The organism is Dechloromonas aromatica RCB (assembly GCF_000012425.1).
The window spans coordinates 529,093-549,264 of sequence record NC_007298.1 but is presented as its reverse complement, the minus strand read 5'-3'; the positions used below and the strand labels follow the sequence as shown (position 1 = coordinate 549,264).

Annotated in this window: 15 protein-coding genes; 9 read left to right on the top strand and 6 right to left on the bottom strand. The window is 62.4% G+C overall.

What is annotated here, in order from left to right; translation table 11 throughout:
- Positions 1-80: 80 nt before the first annotated feature.
- The 4 genes from DARO_RS02520 to DARO_RS02505 form a co-directional block, all read right to left on the bottom strand.
- Entirely contained in the window at positions 81-1,973 is a 1,893-nt protein-coding gene (locus DARO_RS02520) for a potassium transporter Kup (RefSeq protein ID WP_011286251.1), read from the bottom strand.
- Positions 1,974-2,049: 76 nt separating this feature from the next.
- Positions 2,050-2,898 carry an HDOD domain-containing protein gene (locus tag DARO_RS02515; protein WP_011286250.1) on the bottom strand — a complete coding sequence of 283 codons (849 nt, stop codon included), beginning with the start codon at positions 2,896-2,898 and terminating at the stop codon, positions 2,050-2,052.
- Between the two features lie 37 nt (positions 2,899-2,935).
- Positions 2,936-3,406: a single-stranded DNA-binding protein gene (locus DARO_RS02510; RefSeq protein WP_011286249.1), complete on the bottom strand. Its 471-nt coding sequence runs from the start codon at positions 3,404-3,406 to the stop codon at positions 2,936-2,938.
- Positions 3,407-3,422: 16 nt separating this feature from the next.
- Complete coding sequence (locus tag DARO_RS02505) at positions 3,423-4,625, bottom strand: MFS transporter (protein WP_497463020.1); 1,203 nt, start codon at positions 4,623-4,625, stop codon at positions 3,423-3,425.
- Positions 4,626-4,904: 279 nt separating this feature from the next.
- Between DARO_RS02505 and aspA the strand changes: the two genes are divergently transcribed.
- The 7 genes from aspA (at position 4,905) to DARO_RS02470 (ending at position 13,809) form a co-directional block, all read left to right on the top strand.
- Complete coding sequence (aspA, locus tag DARO_RS02500) at positions 4,905-6,329, top strand: aspartate ammonia-lyase (RefSeq protein ID WP_011286247.1); 1,425 nt, start codon at positions 4,905-4,907, stop codon at positions 6,327-6,329.
- Between the two features lie 39 nt (positions 6,330-6,368).
- Positions 6,369-7,670: a dicarboxylate/amino acid:cation symporter gene (locus tag DARO_RS02495; protein ID WP_011286246.1), complete on the top strand. Its 1,302-nt coding sequence runs from the start codon at positions 6,369-6,371 to the stop codon at positions 7,668-7,670.
- A gap of 104 nt (positions 7,671-7,774) precedes the next feature.
- On the top strand, positions 7,775-8,530 hold the full coding sequence (locus DARO_RS02490; RefSeq protein ID WP_011286245.1) for a sulfite exporter TauE/SafE family protein: 756 nt from the start codon (positions 7,775-7,777) through the stop codon (positions 8,528-8,530).
- A 39-nt stretch (positions 8,531-8,569) separates the two neighbouring features.
- Entirely contained in the window at positions 8,570-10,420 is a 1,851-nt protein-coding gene (locus tag DARO_RS02485) for an ATP-binding protein (RefSeq protein WP_011286244.1), read from the top strand.
- Positions 10,417-11,748 carry a sigma-54-dependent transcriptional regulator gene (locus DARO_RS02480; RefSeq protein ID WP_011286243.1) on the top strand — a complete coding sequence of 444 codons (1,332 nt, stop codon included), beginning with the start codon at positions 10,417-10,419 and terminating at the stop codon, positions 11,746-11,748. The genes DARO_RS02485 and DARO_RS02480 overlap by 4 nt, the downstream gene beginning before the upstream one ends.
- Before the next feature lie 265 nt (positions 11,749-12,013).
- Complete coding sequence (locus DARO_RS02475; RefSeq protein WP_011286242.1) at positions 12,014-12,973, top strand: LysR substrate-binding domain-containing protein; 960 nt, start codon at positions 12,014-12,016, stop codon at positions 12,971-12,973.
- A 269-nt stretch (positions 12,974-13,242) separates the two neighbouring features.
- Positions 13,243-13,809, top strand: coding sequence for a hypothetical protein (locus DARO_RS02470; RefSeq protein WP_041224170.1), 567 nt, complete (start codon positions 13,243-13,245; stop codon positions 13,807-13,809).
- 412 nt (positions 13,810-14,221) lie between these two features.
- Here the strand turns inward: DARO_RS02470 and DARO_RS02465 are convergent, their stop codons facing one another.
- Positions 14,222-15,007, bottom strand: coding sequence for a M48 family metalloprotease (locus tag DARO_RS02465; protein ID WP_011286240.1), 786 nt, complete (start codon positions 15,005-15,007; stop codon positions 14,222-14,224).
- Positions 15,008-15,237: 230 nt separating this feature from the next.
- On the opposite strand from DARO_RS02465, the gene uvrA reads away from it, so the two are divergent.
- On the top strand, positions 15,238-18,063 hold the full coding sequence (gene uvrA / locus DARO_RS02460) for an excinuclease ABC subunit UvrA (RefSeq protein WP_011286239.1): 2,826 nt from the start codon (positions 15,238-15,240) through the stop codon (positions 18,061-18,063).
- Positions 18,060-18,434, top strand: coding sequence for a diacylglycerol kinase (locus DARO_RS02455; protein ID WP_011286238.1), 375 nt, complete (start codon positions 18,060-18,062; stop codon positions 18,432-18,434). Before uvrA ends, DARO_RS02455 begins: the two co-directional genes overlap by 4 nt.
- Before the next feature lie 8 nt (positions 18,435-18,442).
- Here DARO_RS02455 and DARO_RS02450 read toward each other — a convergent pair whose 3' ends face one another.
- Positions 18,443-20,110 carry a phosphoethanolamine--lipid A transferase gene (locus DARO_RS02450; protein WP_011286237.1) on the bottom strand — a complete coding sequence of 556 codons (1,668 nt, stop codon included), beginning with the start codon at positions 20,108-20,110 and terminating at the stop codon, positions 18,443-18,445.
- Between the last annotated feature and the right edge of the window lie 62 nt (positions 20,111-20,172).

The window sequence follows — 20,172 nt, the reverse complement described above, 5'->3', positions numbered from 1 at the left end:
CAGACATCAGCCAGCCCAAACCGGTCCTGACAGAGAATAGAAATTCGCCAGCGGATGGCCGCTGGCGCTGGCGGTCGACGCTACAGAACGACCTGAGTGCCCAGCTCAACCACGCGGTTGCTGGGAATCTTGAAGAAGGCCGTGGCCGAGCCGGCATTGCGGAACATGGCGACAAAAATCTTCTCGCGCCAGAAAGCCATCTCCGAACCAAGACGCGGAATCAGGGTTTCGCGACCGATGAAGTAAGAGGTTTCCAGCGAACTGAAGGCCAGCCCGGCGTCGGCACACAGCGCCAGGGCCTCCGGCACATTGGGAATGTCCTTGAAGCCATACTGGATGACGACACTCCAGAAATTTTCCTTCAGCTGCCGGACTTCGACCAGGTCGATATCCGGCACATAGGGCACATCGAAGAACTGGACCGAGAGCAAGACAACGCGCTCGTGCAGCACCTTGTTGTGCATCAGGTTGTGCAGCAAGGCATGCGGCACCCCCTTCGGGTCGGCATTCAGGAATACGGCCGTCCCCGCCACCCGGGTCGGCATCGACGAGGCCAGGGAATCGAGGAACATCGACAGTTCCAGGCGTTCCCCGCGCAGACGGTCGGAGAGCAACTGGCGACCACGCTTCCAGGTCGTCATCAGGACAAAGACGCCCATCCCGGCCACCAGCGGGAACCAGCCGCCATCCGGTATCTTCAGTATATTGGCGGCGAGAAAGACCAGCTCGACCGACAGGAAGCAGGCGAACAGCAGGCCGGCCTTGAACCATCCCCATTTCCAGACCTTGGCGACAACGACCGTGGCAAGAATTGAGGTAATGACCATGTCACCCGTTACTGCAATACCGTAGGCGGCGGCCAGGTTGTTCGATGATCTGAAGCCGAGAACGAGGATCATCACCGCCACCATCAGACCCCAGTTCACCGCCGGCAAATAGATTTGTCCCTGTTCCCGGTCGGAGGTGTACTGCACTTCCATTCGCGGCACGAAGCCGAGTTGCATGGCTTGGCGGGTCACCGAGAAGGCACCGGAAATCACTGCCTGCGAGGCAATCACCGTGGCCAGCGTGGCCAGCCCGACCAGCGGATAGAGCGCCCAATCCGGCGCCGAGAGGAAGAACGGATTCTTGGCTGCCTCGGGATCGCCGAGGATCAACGCGCCCTGACCAAAATAGTTGAGCACCAGCGCCGGCAGCACAAAGGCAAACCAGGCACGGGAGATCGGCTTGCGGCCAAAGTGTCCCATGTCCGCGTAAAGCGCCTCGGCACCGGTCACCGCCAGCACGACATTACCCATCGCAACCAGCGAATGCGCCTTGTTTTCAAGCAAAAACTCGATGCCATAGGCCGGGTTGAGCGCCATCAGGATCGCCGGGTGATCGACGATGTTATGCACGCCCAGCAAGGCGAGGGCACTGAACCAGACCAGCATGACCGGGCCAAAAAAAGCCCCGACCGTTGCGGTCCCGCTCCGCTGCACGAAAAACAGGATAAACAAGACGACCATCGTGAGCGGGATGACGAAGGGCTTGAGCGCCGGCGTCGCGACCTCCAGGCCTTCGACGGCAGAAAGTACGGACATCGCGGGCGTCACCATGCCGTCGCCGTAGAACATCGCCGCCCCGAGGACACCGACAATCATGATCCATTTTGCGTGCTGCGGCTTGTCGTGCACCGTATGCAGCGCCAGGGCGATCAGCGCCATGATGCCGCCCTCGCCGCGGTTGTCGGCACGCATGATGAAGGTGACGTACTTGACCGAAACGACGATCACCAGCGCCCAGAAAATGAGCGACAGGCTGCCGTAAATATTGAGCATCGTGACCGGAATCGGGTGGTTGCCGGCGAAGACCTCCTTCACCGCATACAACGGGCTGGTCCCGATGTCACCATAAACCACCCCGAGCGCAGCCAGGGCCAGCGCGGCAAAGCGCTGGCCGGTGACATCCGCCGTCTGTTCGTGACTGCCCATCAAAGCTGCTCCCCGTCGACCGCCCACCCCGATGGAACGGGAGTTTCCTGCTGATCCTGATCCGGCGCCAGGCGGCTTAGCCGCCGAGCGCCACCTTCAGCGACTGCACTTCCTCTTCGGATTCCTCGACAATTTCAGCCAGCGTCTCGGCATCGAAAAGCTTATCCAGCACCGAGGTATCGACTGCCCCGTCGAGTTCCGGATCACGCCAGGACGAAGTCCGGTTGGCGATCTTGTTGGCCACATAAAGGACATCTGACAAGTTGCCGATCGACTCGATCTCGCGATCAGTCTCGTGCTCCTGCACAGCCAGCAATACCGACTCCGGCGAACCGAGCGCCGACAGCAGGGCATGACCGATGTTGTCATGCCAATCGACCAGCAAGGCATGCAGCTCAACCTTGTCGTTGACCAACTCCGGGAAATTGGCTGCACGCGACATCAGGTAGAACACCCCGAGGTCGTGCACCAGACCGGCAAACATCGCCTCGTCACCATTGATCTTGGCCATCTTGCGGGCCAGCACGCGGCACAGTGCAGCAACATGCGAGGTATGCTCCCAGAGCCGCTGGGAAATACCTTCGAAAGGCTGCATCTGCTTCGACTTCAGCAACTGCTCCATGGCCACGGCAAACGACACCGTACGCACCGCCTCCATGCCGACGCGAACGATGGCATTCTTCACGTCGGCAATCTCGCGCCCACTCGGATTCAGTGCCACCGAGTTGGCCATGCGGATGATCTTGGCGCTCATCAACGGCTCGGCACCAACCAGCTTGGCCAACTGCTCGACGCTCAGGTTCGGATCCTTTAGCGCGGAACGCACCTGGAAAGTGATGTCGAGAAAGGTCGGGAAGGTGATCTCGCTACCGGAAAGATCCCGGGCGATATCTTCAAGTACCTTGAAGGTGACGGCATTGGCCATGCTTAAAATCCTTTAAAACCTGGGTCGCAGGTATATCTCAGAACGGAATGTCGTCGCCGAGATCGTCAAACGAAGGCTTCGGCTTGTTCTTCGGCGGCGCCGGCGAGTAATCGGTCGGTTCATCGTAGCCGCTACCACCGCCACCACCGCCGCCGGCTGGAGCGCCCATGCCCTGGCGGGAGCCAAGCATCTTCATGTCGTCGCAGCGGATCTCGGTCGTGTAGCGTTCCTGGCCATCCTTGTCGGTCCACTTGCGGGTGCGCAGGCTGCCCTCGACATAGACTTGCGAGCCCTTCTTGAGGTACTGGCTGCAAATCTCGGCCAGCTTGCCGAACGCCGAAATGCGGACCCACTCGGTCATTTCCTTGCGCTCACCGGTCTGCTTGTCCTTCCAGCTTTCGGTACAGGCGATGCTGAAATTGCAGATCGCCTCGCCGCTGGCGGTGAAGCGGGTTTCCGGGTCACGCCCCAGATTGCCGATGCCAATCCATTTGTTAACCGATGCCATTACCAATGTCTCCTAACTATCGTGTCGCCGCGGCGACCGGGCGCCGTTGCGGAAAATTCATGGAATTTGCGACCACCAGCCAGATCAGAACCAGACCTGTGCAAGCGGCGAAAACCGCATTATCGCCGAAATGCTGCGCAATATATCCGCCCGCTGCACCACCAATGAACAGACCGATGGCCTGTGTCGTGTTGTAGACGCCCAGCGCCGCGCCCTTGGCGGCCGGCGGGGCAGTGCGCGAGACCAGCGACGGCAGCGTCGCTTCCAGCACATTGAAGGCGACGAAGAAAAGCAACAGCCACAAGGCCAGCGCCCAAAGGCTTTCGTGCAATACGAACAGGCCGGCCTGGACAACGACGAGCAGGCCAACGGCGGCGATGAAGATGGGGCGCATCTTGTCCTTGCGCTCGGCCGCGATGATGGCCGGCACCATGATGGCAAAAGAAACCAGCACGGCGGGCAGATAGACCTTCCAGTGCGACGCGGCTTCCAGGCCACCATGATTGACCAGGGCGTGTGGCAGTACGACGAACATGGCCATCTGCACCATGTGCAGCGTGAAGATGCCGAGATTCAGGCGCAGCAGATCGGGATCGAAAATCACCCGGCGCAAGGGCAGTTTTTCATGGCCTTGCGGTGCCGGGGCCGGTGGCACGGCCTTGATCAGCAGGACGATGGCGGACAGGGCGAGCACACCGGTCATGATGAACAGCCCGGACATGCCGATCCAGCCATAGAGAATCGGCGCGCCGACCAGCGACAGGGCGAAGACCAGGCCAATCGACGAGCCGATCATCGCCATCACCTTGGTTCGATGTTCCTCGCGCGTCAGGTCGGCAGCCAGCGCGGTGACCGCTGCCGAAATTGCCCCGGCGCCCTGCAGCACGCGGCCAACGATGATCCAGTTCATGTCCGGCGCCCAGGCGGCGACGAAGCTGCCCAGCGCAAAAATCAGCAGGCCGACGACGATGACCAGTTTGCGCCCGAAGATGTCCGAGGCGATGCCGTAGGGAATCTGGAAAAAGGCCTGGGTCAGGCCATAGGCGCCGAGCGCAAAACCAACCAGGGCCAGGTTGTCGCCCCCGGGCAGGGTTTTCGCGTAGACCGAAAACACAGGCAGGATCAGGAACAGGCCGAGCATGCGCAGGGCGAAGATGGAGGCCAGCGAGGCGCCGGCGCGGCGTTCCTCGGGGCTCATGCGATCAGTGGGGGCGGACATTATGGTCTGGTTATGTTGCATTGCAGCGGAGTGAGAAATATTAGCAGGTTTGCCCGCCTGACCGCAGGAAGTCCGTCAATCCGCCCCGGCGTTCGGTTTTCCGAACACCCCGAGCGGGAAAAATCCGGTTTTCCGATGAGCCTCCGGTAAACCCTCCTTCACGACTCCTTTAAAAGCAGCCACTTGCAACGCCGACAACCCCTGGCACGCCATGTGCAATAAAACAAGGCGCCCACGGCCTTGATGCCGGCGGCCTTGAACAAACAAAGGAGACAAACGATGACCACCACTCCCTTCCGCCTCGAGCATGACCTGCTTGGTGACCGCGAGGTTCCGACCGCCGCCTACTACGGGGTACACACCCTGCGAGCCCTTGAGAATTTCCCGATCACCGGCATCTCGATCGCCGTCTATCCCGACCTGATCCGCGCCCTGGCCCAGATCAAGAAGGCCGCCGCCCAGGCCAACCAGCAACTCGGCCTGCTCGATGCCCGGCGCGCCGGCGCCATCGCCGAAGCCTGCGGCGAGATCATCGACGGCCAGTGGCACAACCAGTTCGTCGTCGATGTCATTCAGGGCGGCGCCGGCACCTCGACCAACATGAATGCCAACGAGGTGATCGCCAACCGTGCGCTGGAACTGCTCGGCAAGACGCGCGGCGACTACAAGACGCTGCACCCGAACGAACACGTCAACATGAGCCAGTCGACCAACGACGTCTATCCGACGGCGCTGAAGCTGGCCACCTATGTCGGCATCTTCCGCCTGGTCGAGGCCATGGCTTATCTGCGCAAAGCTTTCGAGCGCAAGGCCGACGAGTTCGCCGACGTGCTGAAGATGGGCCGTACCCAGTTGCAGGACGCCGTGCCGATGACCCTCGGCCAGGAGTTCTCGACCTACGCCGTGATGTTGGGCGAGGACGAAGAACGCCTGAAGGAAGCCGCACTGCTCATCCGCGAAATGAATCTCGGTGCCACCGCCATTGGCACCGGCATCAACGCCCACCCGGACTACGCCCCGCTGGTCTGCCGCAAGCTGGCCGAAATCAGCGGCATCCCGGTCGTCACCGCGCCCAACCTGATCGAGGCGACGCAGGATTGCGGCAGCTTCGTGCAACTGTCCGGCGTCCTGAAGCGCGTCGCCGTCAAGCTATCCAAGGTCTGCAACGACCTGCGCCTGCTCTCTTCCGGCCCGCGTGCCGGCTTCAACGAGATCAATCTGCCGCCGCGCCAGGCCGGTTCGTCGATCATGCCGGGCAAGGTCAATCCGGTGATCCCGGAAGTGGTCAACCAGATCGCCTTCGAAGTGATCGGCAACGACACCACCGTCACTTTCGCCGCCGAAGCCGGCCAGCTGCAGCTCAATGCCTTCGAGCCGATCATCGCCCACAGCCTGTTCAAGAGCGCCCTGCACCTGACCAACGGCTGCCGCGTGCTGGCCGACCATTGCGTCAATGGCATCACCGCCAACCGCGATCAGCTGCGCGAATCGGTCGAGCGCTCGATCGGCATCGTCACCGCCCTCAACCCGTACATTGGTTACGCCAACGCCACCGAAGTCGCTGCCGAAGCCTTCCGTAGCGGGCGCGGCGTGGCCGAGGTGGTCATCGAACGCGGTCTGATGAGCCCGGAACAGCTGGCCGAAGTGCTGCGTCCCGAGGTGCTGACCCGCCCACAAGTCATCCCCCTGCCTGTCGCCGCCTGATCCGGGCGTCTTTCCACTCAGCATCCCAAGGAAACCATCATGAAAATGAATCGCCTGACCACCTGGATCGGCATCGCCATGCTACTCGGCGTCATCGTTGGCTATGCCTGCAATGCGCTCGCCCCGTCACCGGCCGCCGCCAAGGAAATCGCCGGCTACTTCGGCATCCTGACCGACATCTTCCTGCGCCTGATCAAGATGATCATCGCCCCGCTCGTCTTCGCCACCCTGGTCGCCGGGCTGGCCAACATGGGCGACTCGAAAACGGTCGGCCGCATCGGCGGCAAGGCACTCGGCTGGTTCGTCGGCGCCTCCTTCTGCTCGCTGCTGCTTGGCCTGATCTTTGCCAACCTGCTGCAACCGGGCGTCGGCCTCAGCGTGCCGCTGCCGGAAGCGAGCGCGACACTGAATCTGAAAACCAGCGCGCTGAACCTGAAGGATTTCATCACCCATGTCTTCCCGAAGAACATCTTCGAAGCCATGGCGGCCAATGAAATCCTGCAGATCCTGGTCTTCGCCGTGTTCTTCGGCCTGGCCCTCGGCCATCTGCACAACCAGATGGCGCGCAGCCTGGTGTGCACGATGGAGGAAGTCGTCCATGTCATGCTCAAGGTCACCGACTACGTGATGCGCTTCGCCCCGGTCGGGGTGTTTGGCGCAGTGGCCGGTGCGATCACGACCAACGGCCTGGGCATGCTGCTCGTTTTCGGCAAGCTGCTGGTCAGCTTCTACGCCGCCCTGGCCGCGCTGTGGATCGTGCTGATCACTGCCGGTTACTTCGTGCTCGGCAAGGACATCTTCCGCCTGCTCAAGCTGATCCGCGGTCCGATGCTGGTCGGTTTCTCGACGGCGAGCAGCGAATCGGTTTATCCGAAGCTGATGGAGCAGCTGGAAAAGTTCGGCATCCGCAACCGCGTCGTCAGCTTCGTGCTGCCGCTCGGCTACTCGTTCAACCTCGACGGCTCGATGATCTACACCACCTTTGCCGCCCTGTTCGTGGCCCAGGCCTACGATATCCCGATGACGCTGACCGCCCAGATCACCATGCTGCTGGTCCTGATGGTCTCGTCCAAGGGCATCGCCGGCGTGCCGCGCGCCTCGCTGGTCGTCGTCGCCGCCGTGCTGCCCATGTTCAACCTGCCGGAAGCCGGCCTGCTGCTGGTGCTCGGCATCGACCATTTCCTCGACATGGGGCGCACCGTCACCAACGTGCTGGGCAACGCCATCGCCACCACGGTGGTCGCCAAGTGGGAAAACGCCATCGACCCGGTCCCTCCCGAACTGGCCGACGCCGACGAGGCGCTGCCGGTCCCTGAAGAGCCTGCCGCCCTGGCCGCCTGAGTCTTTTTGTCTCCTCCGGGTTCGACTCAACCCTCGAACGTCGAACCCGCTTGTTTGCCCGGTGCACCGCACCGGGCTTTTTTTCCCCTATCCTGACAACCACCATGATCGACTGGACCCTCCTCGCTCCCGCAGCCTTCTTTGCCGGCATGGTCGACGCCGTGGTTGGCGGCGGCGGCCTGATCCAGATTCCCGTCCTGCTCGGCCAATTTCCGCAGACTGCCATTCCGACGCTGTTCGGTACCAACAAGGTCGCCAGCATTGCCGGCACCGGTGCCGCCCTGTGGCGCTATGCGCGCCGCGTACGCATTCCGTGGGCCGTTGTCCTGCCCGCCACCGTTGCCGCCCTGCTCGGCGCCTGGGGCGGAGCCGCGCTGGTTGCCTGGCTGCCGCGCGAAACCATGCGCCCGCTGGTCGTCGTCATGATGATCGCGGTGGCGGTCTATACCTTCATGAAAAAAGATCTCGGCCAGCAGGTGACGCGCGTCATCGACGGTCGCGACCGCTGGAAGGGCGCCCTGTTCGGCGGCCTGATCGGCGTCTACGACGGCTTCTTCGGCCCGGGCACCGGCAGCTTCCTGATTTTCGGCTTCGTCCGCCTGTTTGGCATGGACTTCGTGCAGGGCTCGGCCAGCGCCAAAGTCATCAATTTCGCCACCAACCTGTCGGCCATCGCCTTCTTCGCCAGCCACGGGCCGCTGCTCTGGCAGGTCGGCCTGGTCATGGCCGTCTGTAACCTGGCCGGCTCCTGGGTGGGCACCCACCTGGCACTCAAGCATGGTGCCGGCTTCATCCGCAAAGCCTTCCTGGGCGTGGTCGTCGTGCTGATTGCCAAGCAACTGGCCGACCTCTTCGGCTGAGCGCGGTAACATAGTCCATCCTGCACCGTTCGCCACCCGATGCCCCGACTCCGCTCCCTGCCGCTGTTGCTGCTCTGCCTGCTGCTGGTCGCCCTGAGCGGCTTCTCGGCCTACCGCATCGCCCAGCGCCTGGGCATCGCCGACCTGCAGGCGACCGGCCTGCACCGGCTCGATCTCTATGCCGCCAGCTTGGAACGCGAGATCAGCAAGTACGCCTTCCTGCCCGGCACGCTGAGCCTGGAGCCGGAAGTTCTCGACCTGCTTGCCGGGACAGCCGGCGACAGCGCCGCCGCCCGTGTCAACGGCTATCTCGAAAAGCTCAACGAACGTGCCGGCACGCTGTCGATTTACGTCATGGACACCCGCGGCAAGGTGCTCGCCACCAGCAACTGGCGGCGTCCAGACAGTTTTCTCGGCGAAGAGCTGTCCTTCCGCCCCTATTTCCGCGAGGCGCTGGAGAGCGGCAACGGCCGTTTCTTCGGCATCGGCACCACGCGCGGCGAGCCCGGCTATTACCTCGCCTCGGCACTGACCGGCGACAACGGCACGCTGGGCGTCGCGGTGATCAAGGTCAGCCTCGAACAGTTGGAAAAATCGTGGACCACGGTCGAGGCGCCGGTGCTGGTCGCTGACGAAAATGGCGTGGTCATCCTGTCCGCCGTGCCCGGCTGGAAATTCACCACCCTGCGCCCGCTCGACGACAGCACGCGCGCCGCCTTCGACCACACCCAGCAATACAACCGGCGCGCCCTGCAACCCCTGGGCATCAAGCAGATCGAGGACTACGACCACGGCGCCCGCCTGGTGCGCATTGCCGCCAACGGCCCGGAAACGGTGTCGGTCTACCCGGTCACCGGACGCTTCCTCGAACAGTCGCGCACCCTGCCCGGCACACCGTGGACGCTGACCGTGCTGTCCCATCTCGAACAGGTCGACGACCTGGCCCAGAGCCGCGCCGCGCTGGCCGCCATCGCCGCCGCCTGCCTTTGCCTGCTTGGCGTCATCCTGAACGAACGGCGCCGCCACCTGCGTGACCGGCTGGCTGCCCGCGAAGCCCTGCAGCAGGCGCACGATGAACTGGAACGCAAGGTTGAGGAACGCACCGCCGACCTGTCGTCCGCCAACCAGCAACTGCAGGACGAGGTCGGCGAACGCATCCGCGCCGAGCGCACCCTGCGCGCCGCCCAGGACGAACTGGTGCAGGCCGGCAAGCTGGCAGTCATCGGCCAGCTGTCCACCGGCATCGCCCACGAACTGAACCAGCCGCTGGCCGCGCTGCGCACGCTGTCGGCCAACGCCGAGCGCTTCCTGGAACGCGGCGATGTCGACACCACGCGCACCAACCTCGGCCGCATTGCCGACCTGGTCGACCGCATGGGCCGGATCACCGGCCAGTTGCGCAATTTCGCCCGCAAGTCGAGCGGCCAGTCGGCCCCAGTGCCACTTTGCCACGCGCTGGACAACGCGCTGGCCCTGCTCGATGCCCGCATCCGCCGTGCCGGTGCCGAGATCGAGCGCAGCTGCCCGGTCGATGAGCCGGTCGCCCTGTGCGATGCCAACCGGCTGGAACAGGTGCTGATCAACCTGGTCGGCAACGCGCTCGACGCGATGGCCGACCAGACCCGCCCGCGCCTCGAACTGGCCTGGGAATGCGCGGAGGGCATGGTCCGCCTGCATGTCCGCGACCACGGTCCCGGTCTCAGTGACGAGGCGCTAGCCCATCTGTTCGAACCCTTTTTCACCACCAAGCCGGCCGGCGATGGCCTCGGCTTGGGCCTGGCCATTTCCGCCGGCATCATCCGCGACTTCGGTGGTAGCCTGCACGGGGCCAACCACCCCGACGGTGGCGCCATCTTCACACTCGAACTCCCGCTCGCCCCCGCGCCATGACCGACGACCTGAAAATCCTGATCATCGAAGACGACCCCGATGTGGCGCTCGGCTGCGAGCAGGCGCTGCAACTCGAAGGACTGGCCGCCGAATGCGCCGGCAGCGCCGAACTGGCACGCCACCGCCTGCATGCCGACTTCCCCGGCATCGTGATCAGCGATATCCGCCTGCCCGGCCAGGATGGCCTGAGCCTGCAGCGCGAACTGCACGCCCTCGACCCGGAATTGCCGGTGCTACTGATCACCGGCCACGGCGATGTGTCGATGGCCGTACAGGCGATGAAGGATGGCGCCTACGATTTCCTGCAAAAGCCCTTTGCCCCCGAGCAGCTCGTCGACATCGCCCGCCGCGCGCTGGAAAAGCGCCGGCTGGTCCTCGAAGTGCGCGCCCTGCGCCGCCAGCTCGACCAGCGCAATCTGCTCGAAGCCCGCCTGATCGGCAACTCGGCCGGCATGGCCCGCGTCCGTGGCCTGATCGGCGCCCTGGCCAGCAGCGCGGCCGACGTGCTGATCCACGGTGAGACCGGCACTGGCAAGGAACTGGTTGCCCGCTGCCTGCACGACGCCAGCCCGCGGGCCAAGGGTAATTTCGTCGCCATCAACTGCGGCGGCCTGCCGGAAACGCTGTTCGAAAGTGAAATCTTCGGTCACGAGGCGGGTGCCTACACCGGTGCCGGCAAGCGGCGCATCGGCAAGATCGAGTACGCCAACGGCGGCACGCTGTTTCTCGACGAAATCGAAACCATGCCGGTCCCGATGCAGATCAAGTTGCTGCGTGTGCTACAGGAGCGCACGTTGGAGCGGCTCGGGTCGAATACGGCGATTCCCATCGACTGCCGCATCATTGCCGCGACCAAGGAAGACCTGACGGCATTGTCCGAGCAAGGAAAATTCCGTGCCGACCTCTACTACCGCCTGTCGGTCGCCAACCTGCCGCTGCCACCGCTGCGCGAGCGGCGCGAGGACATTCCGCTGCTCTTCGAACACTTCCTGCTGCAAGCCGCCGCCCGCCACGAACGCGCCGTGCCTACGACATCCGCCGGCCGCATGCAGCAACTGGTCGGCTACCACTGGCCGGGCAACGTGCGCGAATTGCGCAACGTCGCCGACCGCTGCGTGCTCGGCATCGAAGCCGGCTCGCCGCCTTTCGGCCAGCCCGCCGGCGATGCGCCGCGCCCGCTGGCCGAGACCGTCGACGCCTTCGAACGCGCCCTGATCGCCGACGCCCTGCGCCGCTATGGCAGCCTGGCGCGCACCGCCGAAGCCCTGCTCATCGCCAAGACAACACTGCACGACAAGATTCGGAAATACGGTTTGCACGGCGAGTGAGCCGCCCAAAAGCAAAGGGCAGACCGGCAATGCCGGCCTGCCCTTGTTCCATTCCCCTGCCGGGGCAACGCTTCCGGTAAAAAGCGCCTGTCCGGACCAACCGGAGCCGGGTTCGGCTACTGCTTCCCGGCTCGTGGCCAGAAGGGTCGGTGCAGATCAGTTGTTGCCATTAGAACGCAGACGAATCCATCTGAAAAATTCAGAATTACGATATAGCCATCTTGAAAAACGATAGACTGACTGTTCTGCATCTATCCGTACCGACATGGAACTGCGCCAGCTCCGCTACTTTCTCGCCATCGCCGAACACGGCAGCTTCTCCAAAGCTGCCAGCTCGGTCCATGTCGCACAATCCGCGCTCAGCCACCAACTCGCGCAACTGGAAGACGAACTCGGCCAGCCGCTCTTTCACCGCCTGCCGCGCGGGGTGGCGCTGACACCGGCCGGTCGGGCCTTCCATCCGCATGCCCTGTCCATCCTGCGCCAGGTCGAGGATGCCCGGCACAGCGTCACCCAGGCCGAGGGCGAGACCGTCGGCAAGGTCATTTTCGGCATCCCGCATAGCGTTTCACAAGCGCTCGCCCTGCCGTTGCTCAAGGCCGTACGTGCCGCCCTGCCCCGCGTCGAGCTGGAACTGACCGAAGAACTGACCGGCAACCTGATCCCGCAGTTGCGGACCGGCCTGATCCACCTGGCGGTTCTTTTCGACGACGGCCAACTCGACGAATTCCGCTGCCACCCGCTGCTCGAAGAAGCGCTGCTGCTGATCTCCCCCGCCGAAGCACCCGACGCGCCAAGCGGCCCGATCAGCCTGCGCGACGCCCTGCGCCTGCCGCTGATCCTGCCCGCATGGCCCCACGGCGTCCGCCCCATCGTCGAGGCGGCCGCCAGACAAGCCGGCCGCGCTGCCCCCAACGTGGTTGCCGACATCAGCTCGATCAGCATCCTGCGCACCAGCCTGCTCGCCGGCCTCGGTCACACCCTGCTACCACCGATGCCACTGCTGCACGAACTGGACAGCGGCGCCCTGCGGGCCACCCCCATCGCACCGGAAACCCTGACCCGCCGCATCATGCTCTGCGCCTCCCGCCAGATTCCCGCCTCCGCCGCCACCCTGGCCGTCGCCCATGTGGCGCAGACATTGGTCGGCCAGCTCTGCGCCGATGGCAGCTGGCGTGAAGCCCAACTGATCGCGACCGAATCGCCGCCTTTTATTGAGAGTTAAACGGGCTCGGGCGTTGCTGGGGAAAATTGATAGCTGCCTTCGGCCACAACCAGCCATGAACGATTTGTCCAGATAGCGGACATCGAAGCGTCCGTTTTATTGAAGCTGTTATACGGAATCGACCACCGCATTGTCCTTGCTGGACGCACGATTCGAGCAGCATAATGGCTTCATAAAAAACAATTTAATACGGATGAAACGGGGCCGTTTAATCGCAGTTGGGCATCATAATTAATCCGGTCTGCAAGAGATTAAGCTCGGGAGGCGAAATGAACACTATCAAGAAGATGCTGGCAATCGTCGCCATATTGACCCTAGTGCCAATCCTCGCGTATTTGTTTTTGCTAGGCCAAAGCCACGCATACGTCTCGGATCTATCGCTAGAGCAGGACTTCGCTGAGAACGCGGGCCTCCTCTGGAAGTGGATGGCAGATATAAACCTGCCCGGTATTGGCCGTCCGGGAGTCATTCATGTCGAGAGGCTTGAAGTCGTTCACGCTCTTCGTAATAGTGTGTTCGTCTTCTGCACAATTGGAACGGTGGCTCTTATTTCGGTGCCTGCAATCCTTGCTGGAATTGTACTGACACCTATTGGTCTTTTCACCGGTGACTGGAAAACGTTTGGCATAGGATTGCTATGCTTTCTCGCATCTCCATTGTCGTTGGCATTAGCAGCACTTAGCGCACTATTGATCTGGGTACTGTTTTTCCTCCAGCCATGTACCCCAGGCTATGTCATTGTCTGGTTTCTATTAGGTGCTCCAATTGCGGCGCTCGGTGGACTCTTCGGGGCTGCGCCTGCGGGAAGCATCGTTATCATCATCTTCAAGGAGTGACTGTTGTGGCGGACTTTCTTCAACCGTCTAGGCACTCCCGGCCAAGGAGGCCATTCAACTGTGTCGACCGTATCGAAGAGTGCGTTGGCTCGATCAATTGTTCAAACTGACCATCTAGCCATCGGTTGTGTTTCGGCTGGGAACTGGGTTCCAAAATGGCAGCCCGCTTGAGTCCCAACCTCGCGCTACAGCGGGCTTTGCTCGCTTACGCGGTCAGCTGAGCTCAAACCGTGAACGGCAGCTTTCCAATTCGACCTACTTCCGCTTAGGGCACATAGCCGCCCGTTGCATAGCGAATGAAGCTCAGTCTCTAGAAAACCCGGCTCACCCTTCGGATTCCAGGCGCAAAAAAACCCGACGGCACTAACCGTCGGGCAAGAGGCCATCGGGGTCGGATGGCTAGTTGGTGTCCTTACTTCTTCGCAGCGATGCGGTCGCGGATGTGCTGGGCGCGGCCGGAGGACGATGGATGCGAACTCCGCATGCTGTTGCTGTCACCCAGCTTGGCGAGCTTTTCAAAGGCGGAAATCAGGCCCTCGCGCTTCAGCTTGGCAGCGGTCAGCAGGTCGAAGGAGTAATCGTCGGCGTCGCTTTCCTGAGCTTGCGAGAATTGGGCATTGACCAGCTTTTCGGCAATGGCGCCAATGTCGGAAGAACTCAGGGCGGCAACGGCGGAATTACCCGAGACAGCTGCGATCTGGCGGGCAGCGCCGGCGGCGTAGGCGACCTGCATGGATTTCTTGGAGTGGCCCAGCGCGACGTGCCCGATTTCGTGGCCGACCACGCCACGGATTTCGTCGTCGGTCATCAAATTCATCAGACCGGAATAGACGCGCACGCAGCCGTTGTTCATGGCCCAGGCGTTGACGTCCTTGGTCTCATAGACCTTGTAGCTGATGGCGACGCCATTGACGTCCTTGGGCATGCTCTTGGTGATCTTGGCGAGGCGCAGGGCGTACTTACTTTTCGGTGCCGCGATCTTGGACTGGCCGTCGAGTTCGGCGCAGGACTTGTCGGACAGTTGCATGACCTCGGCGTCGCTCAACGTAGCCGCCTGGGCAACCGATTTGCCGGCGCTCATCAGGCCTTCAGCATTGGCGGCAGAAACGGAATTGCCGGTATTGCTACAGGCACTCAGGAGCAAGGCGGACAAGGCTGCGACAGGCAAGGCACGGACAAGTGGCGAGACAAATTTCATGGCAGGAATCCTAATTCGTTGACGGGATGGCCACCCAGCGGCGGCCGAGCTCGCAATTTTATCACTTTGACATAATCCGAAATGCATTATTTATGCAATAGCGATGTTTTTGGCCTTAGCCATCCAACAAACGACGAACAAGCAATGCTGTATAAAAAAACAGCCGTCCGTGCATATCGCCGGGGTTTTGCGTATAGTTCATTCCTCTCCCCAACCGTTCCCGAGCAGCGATGGAAACCATCCGCATCCGCGGTGCGCGCACCCACAATTTAAAGAACATCAACCTCGACCTGCCGCGTGATCAGTTGATCGTGATCACCGGACTATCCGGCTCCGGCAAGTCCTCCCTGGCCTTCGACACCTTGTACGCCGAGGGACAGCGCCGTTATGTCGAATCGCTGTCGGCCTATGCCCGGCAGTTCCTGCAGTTGATGGAGAAACCGGATGTCGATCTGATCGAAGGCCTGAGCCCGGCCATTTCCATCGAACAGAAGGCGACCTCGCACAACCCACGGTCGACGGTCGGCACCGTGACTGAAATTCACGACTACCTGCGCCTGCTCTTCGCCCGCGCCGGCACGCCGTACTGCCCGGACCACAACCAGCCGCTGGAAGCGCAAACCGTGTCGCAGATGGTCGACACCGTGCTCGCCCTGCCGGCCGAAACCAAGCTGATGATCCTCGCCCCGGTCGTTGCCAACCGCAAGGGCGAACAAGTCGACCTGTTCACCGAATTGCGCGCCCAAGGCTTTGCCCGCGTCCGTGTCGATGGCACGGTCTATGAGATCGATGCCGTACCCAAGCTGGCCAAGACCCAGAAACACACCGTCGACGTCGTCGTCGACCGCCTGAAGGTGCGTGACGACATGCGCCAGCGCCTGGCCGAATCCTTTGAAACAGCGCTGCGCCATGCCGAGGGCCGAGCCATCGCGCTGGAAATGGACAGCAACGTCGAGCATCTTTTTTCGGCCAAGTTCGCCTGCCCGGTCTGTTCCTACGCCTTGCAGGAACTGGAACCGCGCCTGTTCTCGTTCAACAACCCGATGGGCGCCTGCCCGAAGTGCGACGGCCTGGGCGTCATCCAGTTCTTCGACCCGAAACGGGTGGTCACCCAACCAACCGCTTCGCTGGCCGGCGGCGCGATTCGCGGCTGGGACAAGAAGAACCAGTTCTACTTCCAGATCATCGAATCGCTGGCCGACCATTACGGTTTTTCGGTCGATACGCCATGGAACGACTTGCCGGAAAAGGTCCAGCAACTGGTCCTTTACGGCTCAGGCAACGTGGCCATCAACTTCCGCTACCTGAACGAGAAGGGCACCCGCTTCGACCGCAGCCACAGCTTCGAAGGCATCATCCCGAACCTGGAACGGCGCTACCGCGGCAGCGAATCGAACGCCGTGCGCGAGGAGTTGGCGAAGTACGTCAGCAGTTCGGCCTGCCCGAGCTGCGCCGGCACCCGGCTGCGCATTGAGGCACGGCATGTTCGGGTCGGCGACAAGACCCTGTATGAAATCAGCCGGATGCCGCTTGGCGAGGCGCGCAATTATTTCAACTGCCTGACGCTGACCGGCGCCAAGGCACAGGTGGCCGACAAGATCCTCAAGGAAATCACCGCCCGCCTGAGCTTCCTGATCAACGTCGGCCTCGATTACCTGTGCCTCGAGCGCTCGGCCGAAACGCTGTCCGGCGGCGAGGCGCAGCGCATCCGGCTGGCCTCGCAGATCGGCTCGGGCCTGACCGGCGTCATGTATGTACTCGACGAACCCTCAATCGGTCTGCACCAGCGCGACAATGATCGTCTGCTCGAAACATTGAAGAACCTGCGCGACATGGGCAACACGGTATTGGTCGTCGAGCATGACGAGGATGCCATCCGCGCCGCCGACTACGTCGTCGACATCGGCCCTGGCGCCGGGGTGCATGGCGGTTTCATCGTTGCCCAGGGGACGCCGGCCGAGGTTCAGGCCAATCCGCTATCGATGACTGGCGATTACCTGTCCGGCCGCAAATCCATTTCTGCCCCGAAAACGCGCCGGGTGCCGGATCCGAACAAGCAGCTCAAGGTCGTCGGCGCCTACGGCAACAATCTGAAGGACGTCACGCTGGAAATCCCCGGCGGCCTGCTTACCTGCATCACCGGTGTTTCCGGCTCGGGCAAATCGACGCTGATCAACGACACGCTGTACGCGGCGGCCGCCAGACACCTCTACGGCTCGACCACGGAACCCGCACCACACAAGGAAATCATCGGTCTGGAGCTGTTCGACAAGGTAATCAACGTCGACCAGGCGCCGATTGGCCGCACGCCGCGCTCCAACCCGGCGACCTACACCGGCCTGCTGACGCCGATCCGCGAGCTGTTCGCCCAGGTACCCGAATCCCGCGTCCGCGGCTACGGGCCGGGACGCTTCAGCTTCAACGTCAAGGGCGGACGCTGCGAGGCCTGCCAGGGCGACGGCATGATCAAGGTGGAGATGCACTTCCTGCCCGATATCTACGTCCCCTGCGACGTCTGCCACGGCAAGCGCTACAACCGCGAAACGCTGGAAGTCCAGTACAAGGGCAAGAACATTTACGACATTCTCGGCATGACCGTCGAGCAGGCGCGAGAGTTCTTCGACCCCGTCCCCAACATCGCGCGCAAGCTGCAAACACTGGTCGATGTCGGCCTCAGCTACATCACCCTGGGCCAGAGCGCGACCACGCTGTCCGGCGGCGAAGCCCAGCGCGTCAAGCTCGCCCTTGAACTGTCCAAGCGCGATACCGGCCGCACGCTGTATATCCTCGACGAGCCGACCACCGGCCTGCATTTCCAGGACATCGAAATGCTGCTCAGCGTCCTGCAGCGTCTGGCCAACAACGGCAACACCATCGTCGTCATCGAACACAACCTCGACGTCATCAAGACCGCCGACTGGATCGTCGATCTCGGGCCGGAGGGCGGCGATGGCGGGGGCCGCATCCTGGTCAGCGGCACGCCTGAAGAAGTGGCCAAATGCAAGGCCAGCCATACCGGGCGCTTCCTGAAACCTTTGCTTGAGAAAAAGAAATGACTGACGCCGCCGCCTTCAAGGGCAAGAAGGGCCTGACCCGTTTATGGAATGCCCTCGGCTACTCGCGCGACGGACTGGCTGCCGCCTGGAAAAACGAAGCCGCCTTCCGTGAGGAAGTTCTGCTTGCCGTGATCGCCATTCCGCTGGCCGTATACCTTGGCAAGACTGGCATCGACCGGGCGCTGATGGTCGGCAGCATCATCCTGATCCTGATCGTCGAAATCCTGAATTCGGGACTGGAGGCCGTCGTCGACAAGGCTTCGCCGGAGAAGCACGAACTGGCCAAACGCGCCAAGGACATGGGCAGTGCCGCTGTGCTGCTCAGCCTGATCAACGCCGCGGCGATCTGGGCCTTCGTTCTACTGGGCTAAGGCCAGGCTCAGCCCTTGCGACACTTGGCCGAGAAGTCCATTTCCGGCGCGTAAACGCTGGTCTTCACGTCGAGCAGACCAAGGAAGGTGTGGAACAGATTGTCATGCGACTGTGGCGAGGCGGCGACCTTGCCAAGGCAGGCCGTATCCAGCGCAAAGCTTGGCGCGAAGCCCGGCGAAAACCACATCACCATGGGCACCTTGGTCTGCACTTCCGGGGCAATCTTGTAGGGCACACCGTGCAGGAACAGGCCTTTTTCGCCCAGCGATTCGCCGTGATCCGACACGTAGAGCAGCGCCGAGTCGTGGCTTTGATGGTCGCGCAGCGTGCGGACCAGCGAGGCGAGCACATGATCGGTATAGCGAATCGCATTGTCGTAGGCGTTGACGATGCTGTCCTCCGAGCAATGCGGCAGATCGGGATCCTCGCAGGCCGGCTTGAAAGCTTTGAACTCATCCGGATAGCGCTTGAAATAGGCCGGCCCGTGATTACCCATCTGGTGCAGGACGATCATCAGGTTGCCCGGCGTTTCGTCGACCAGTTGTTTCAGGGAATCGACCAGCGCGCCATCCTGACACTCGCCGCCAAAACAATGGTCCGGTGACTTGGCCAGATCGGGACGAATCGATTCGACGCCCTTGCAGACCCCCTTGCAGCCCGACTGGTTATCCACCCAGACGACACGGAAGCCGGCCCGGGCGACGACATCAAGCACCGACTCGCTGTTCCGGATGCGCGCCTCATCATATTTTCGCCGCCCCCAGGGCGAAAAGATGCAGGGCAGCGAGGTTTCGGTATCGGTGCCACAACTGGTCACGTCGGCGAAGTTGATAATGCCGGCCTCGGCGGCCAACTCCGGCGTGGTCTGGCGCGCATACCCGGACAAGCCCCAATTGGCGGCACGTACTGTTTCGCCAAGGACCATGACCATGACCACCGGCTTGTCGCGATTTTTCCAGCCGGGGCCGGGCTGCGCATCGGCGCCGACCGGTTCGCGCGCGGCCTCGACGGCCAGCGCCTGACTACGGCTCACCTGAACCAGCGAATAGAGGTAATTGGCCGGCGTCACCAGGAAGCGGAACTCCCGGTTGTTGCGCATCAGTGAGGCGATATCCTGAAAATTCAGGAAAATGGCACCGCCCAGCACGAGCAGGGCCAGCACGATTGAACCGAGACGAACCAGCAGCGCCCGGCCGACGGTGCGCTGCTTGAGGCGGAGACGGCTGAGCAGCCACAAGGGGAGTGCCGCGTAGAGCAGCAGTTGTGGAATCAGCGACCAGGTCATCAGGTCGCGCGCTTCCCGGACATCGGTCGCCAGCACATTGCGCAGCATGTTGGTGTCGAGATAGACCTTGTAGCGCGTCATGAAGTGAACGGCGAAGGCCGTCGCGACGAGCAGCAGGGCCAGCAGCGGTTTGGTTGTCCACCGTGTCATGAAAGGGCTGAGCATGATGAAATGCACGGCAGCCAGACCGACCAGCAGCGAGCCTGCCAGCAGCCAGCTTCCCGGCTGCGCCATGTCGTAGCCGGCCAGCATGCCACGCAGGAAAAGCTGATTGCAGAACAGGGCAAAGAACAGGCTGACCAGCAGCGTCACCGTCTCGATGGAGGCGATCACCTGCCCGCCGGCCAGGCGTTGTCCGAAGCGAAGAAGCGCATCCAGCAGTCGACGCATAAAAATACCCAAAAAATTCAGCCCGGAATTTTAACTGGCAAGCGGCAGCCAATCCGGGAATT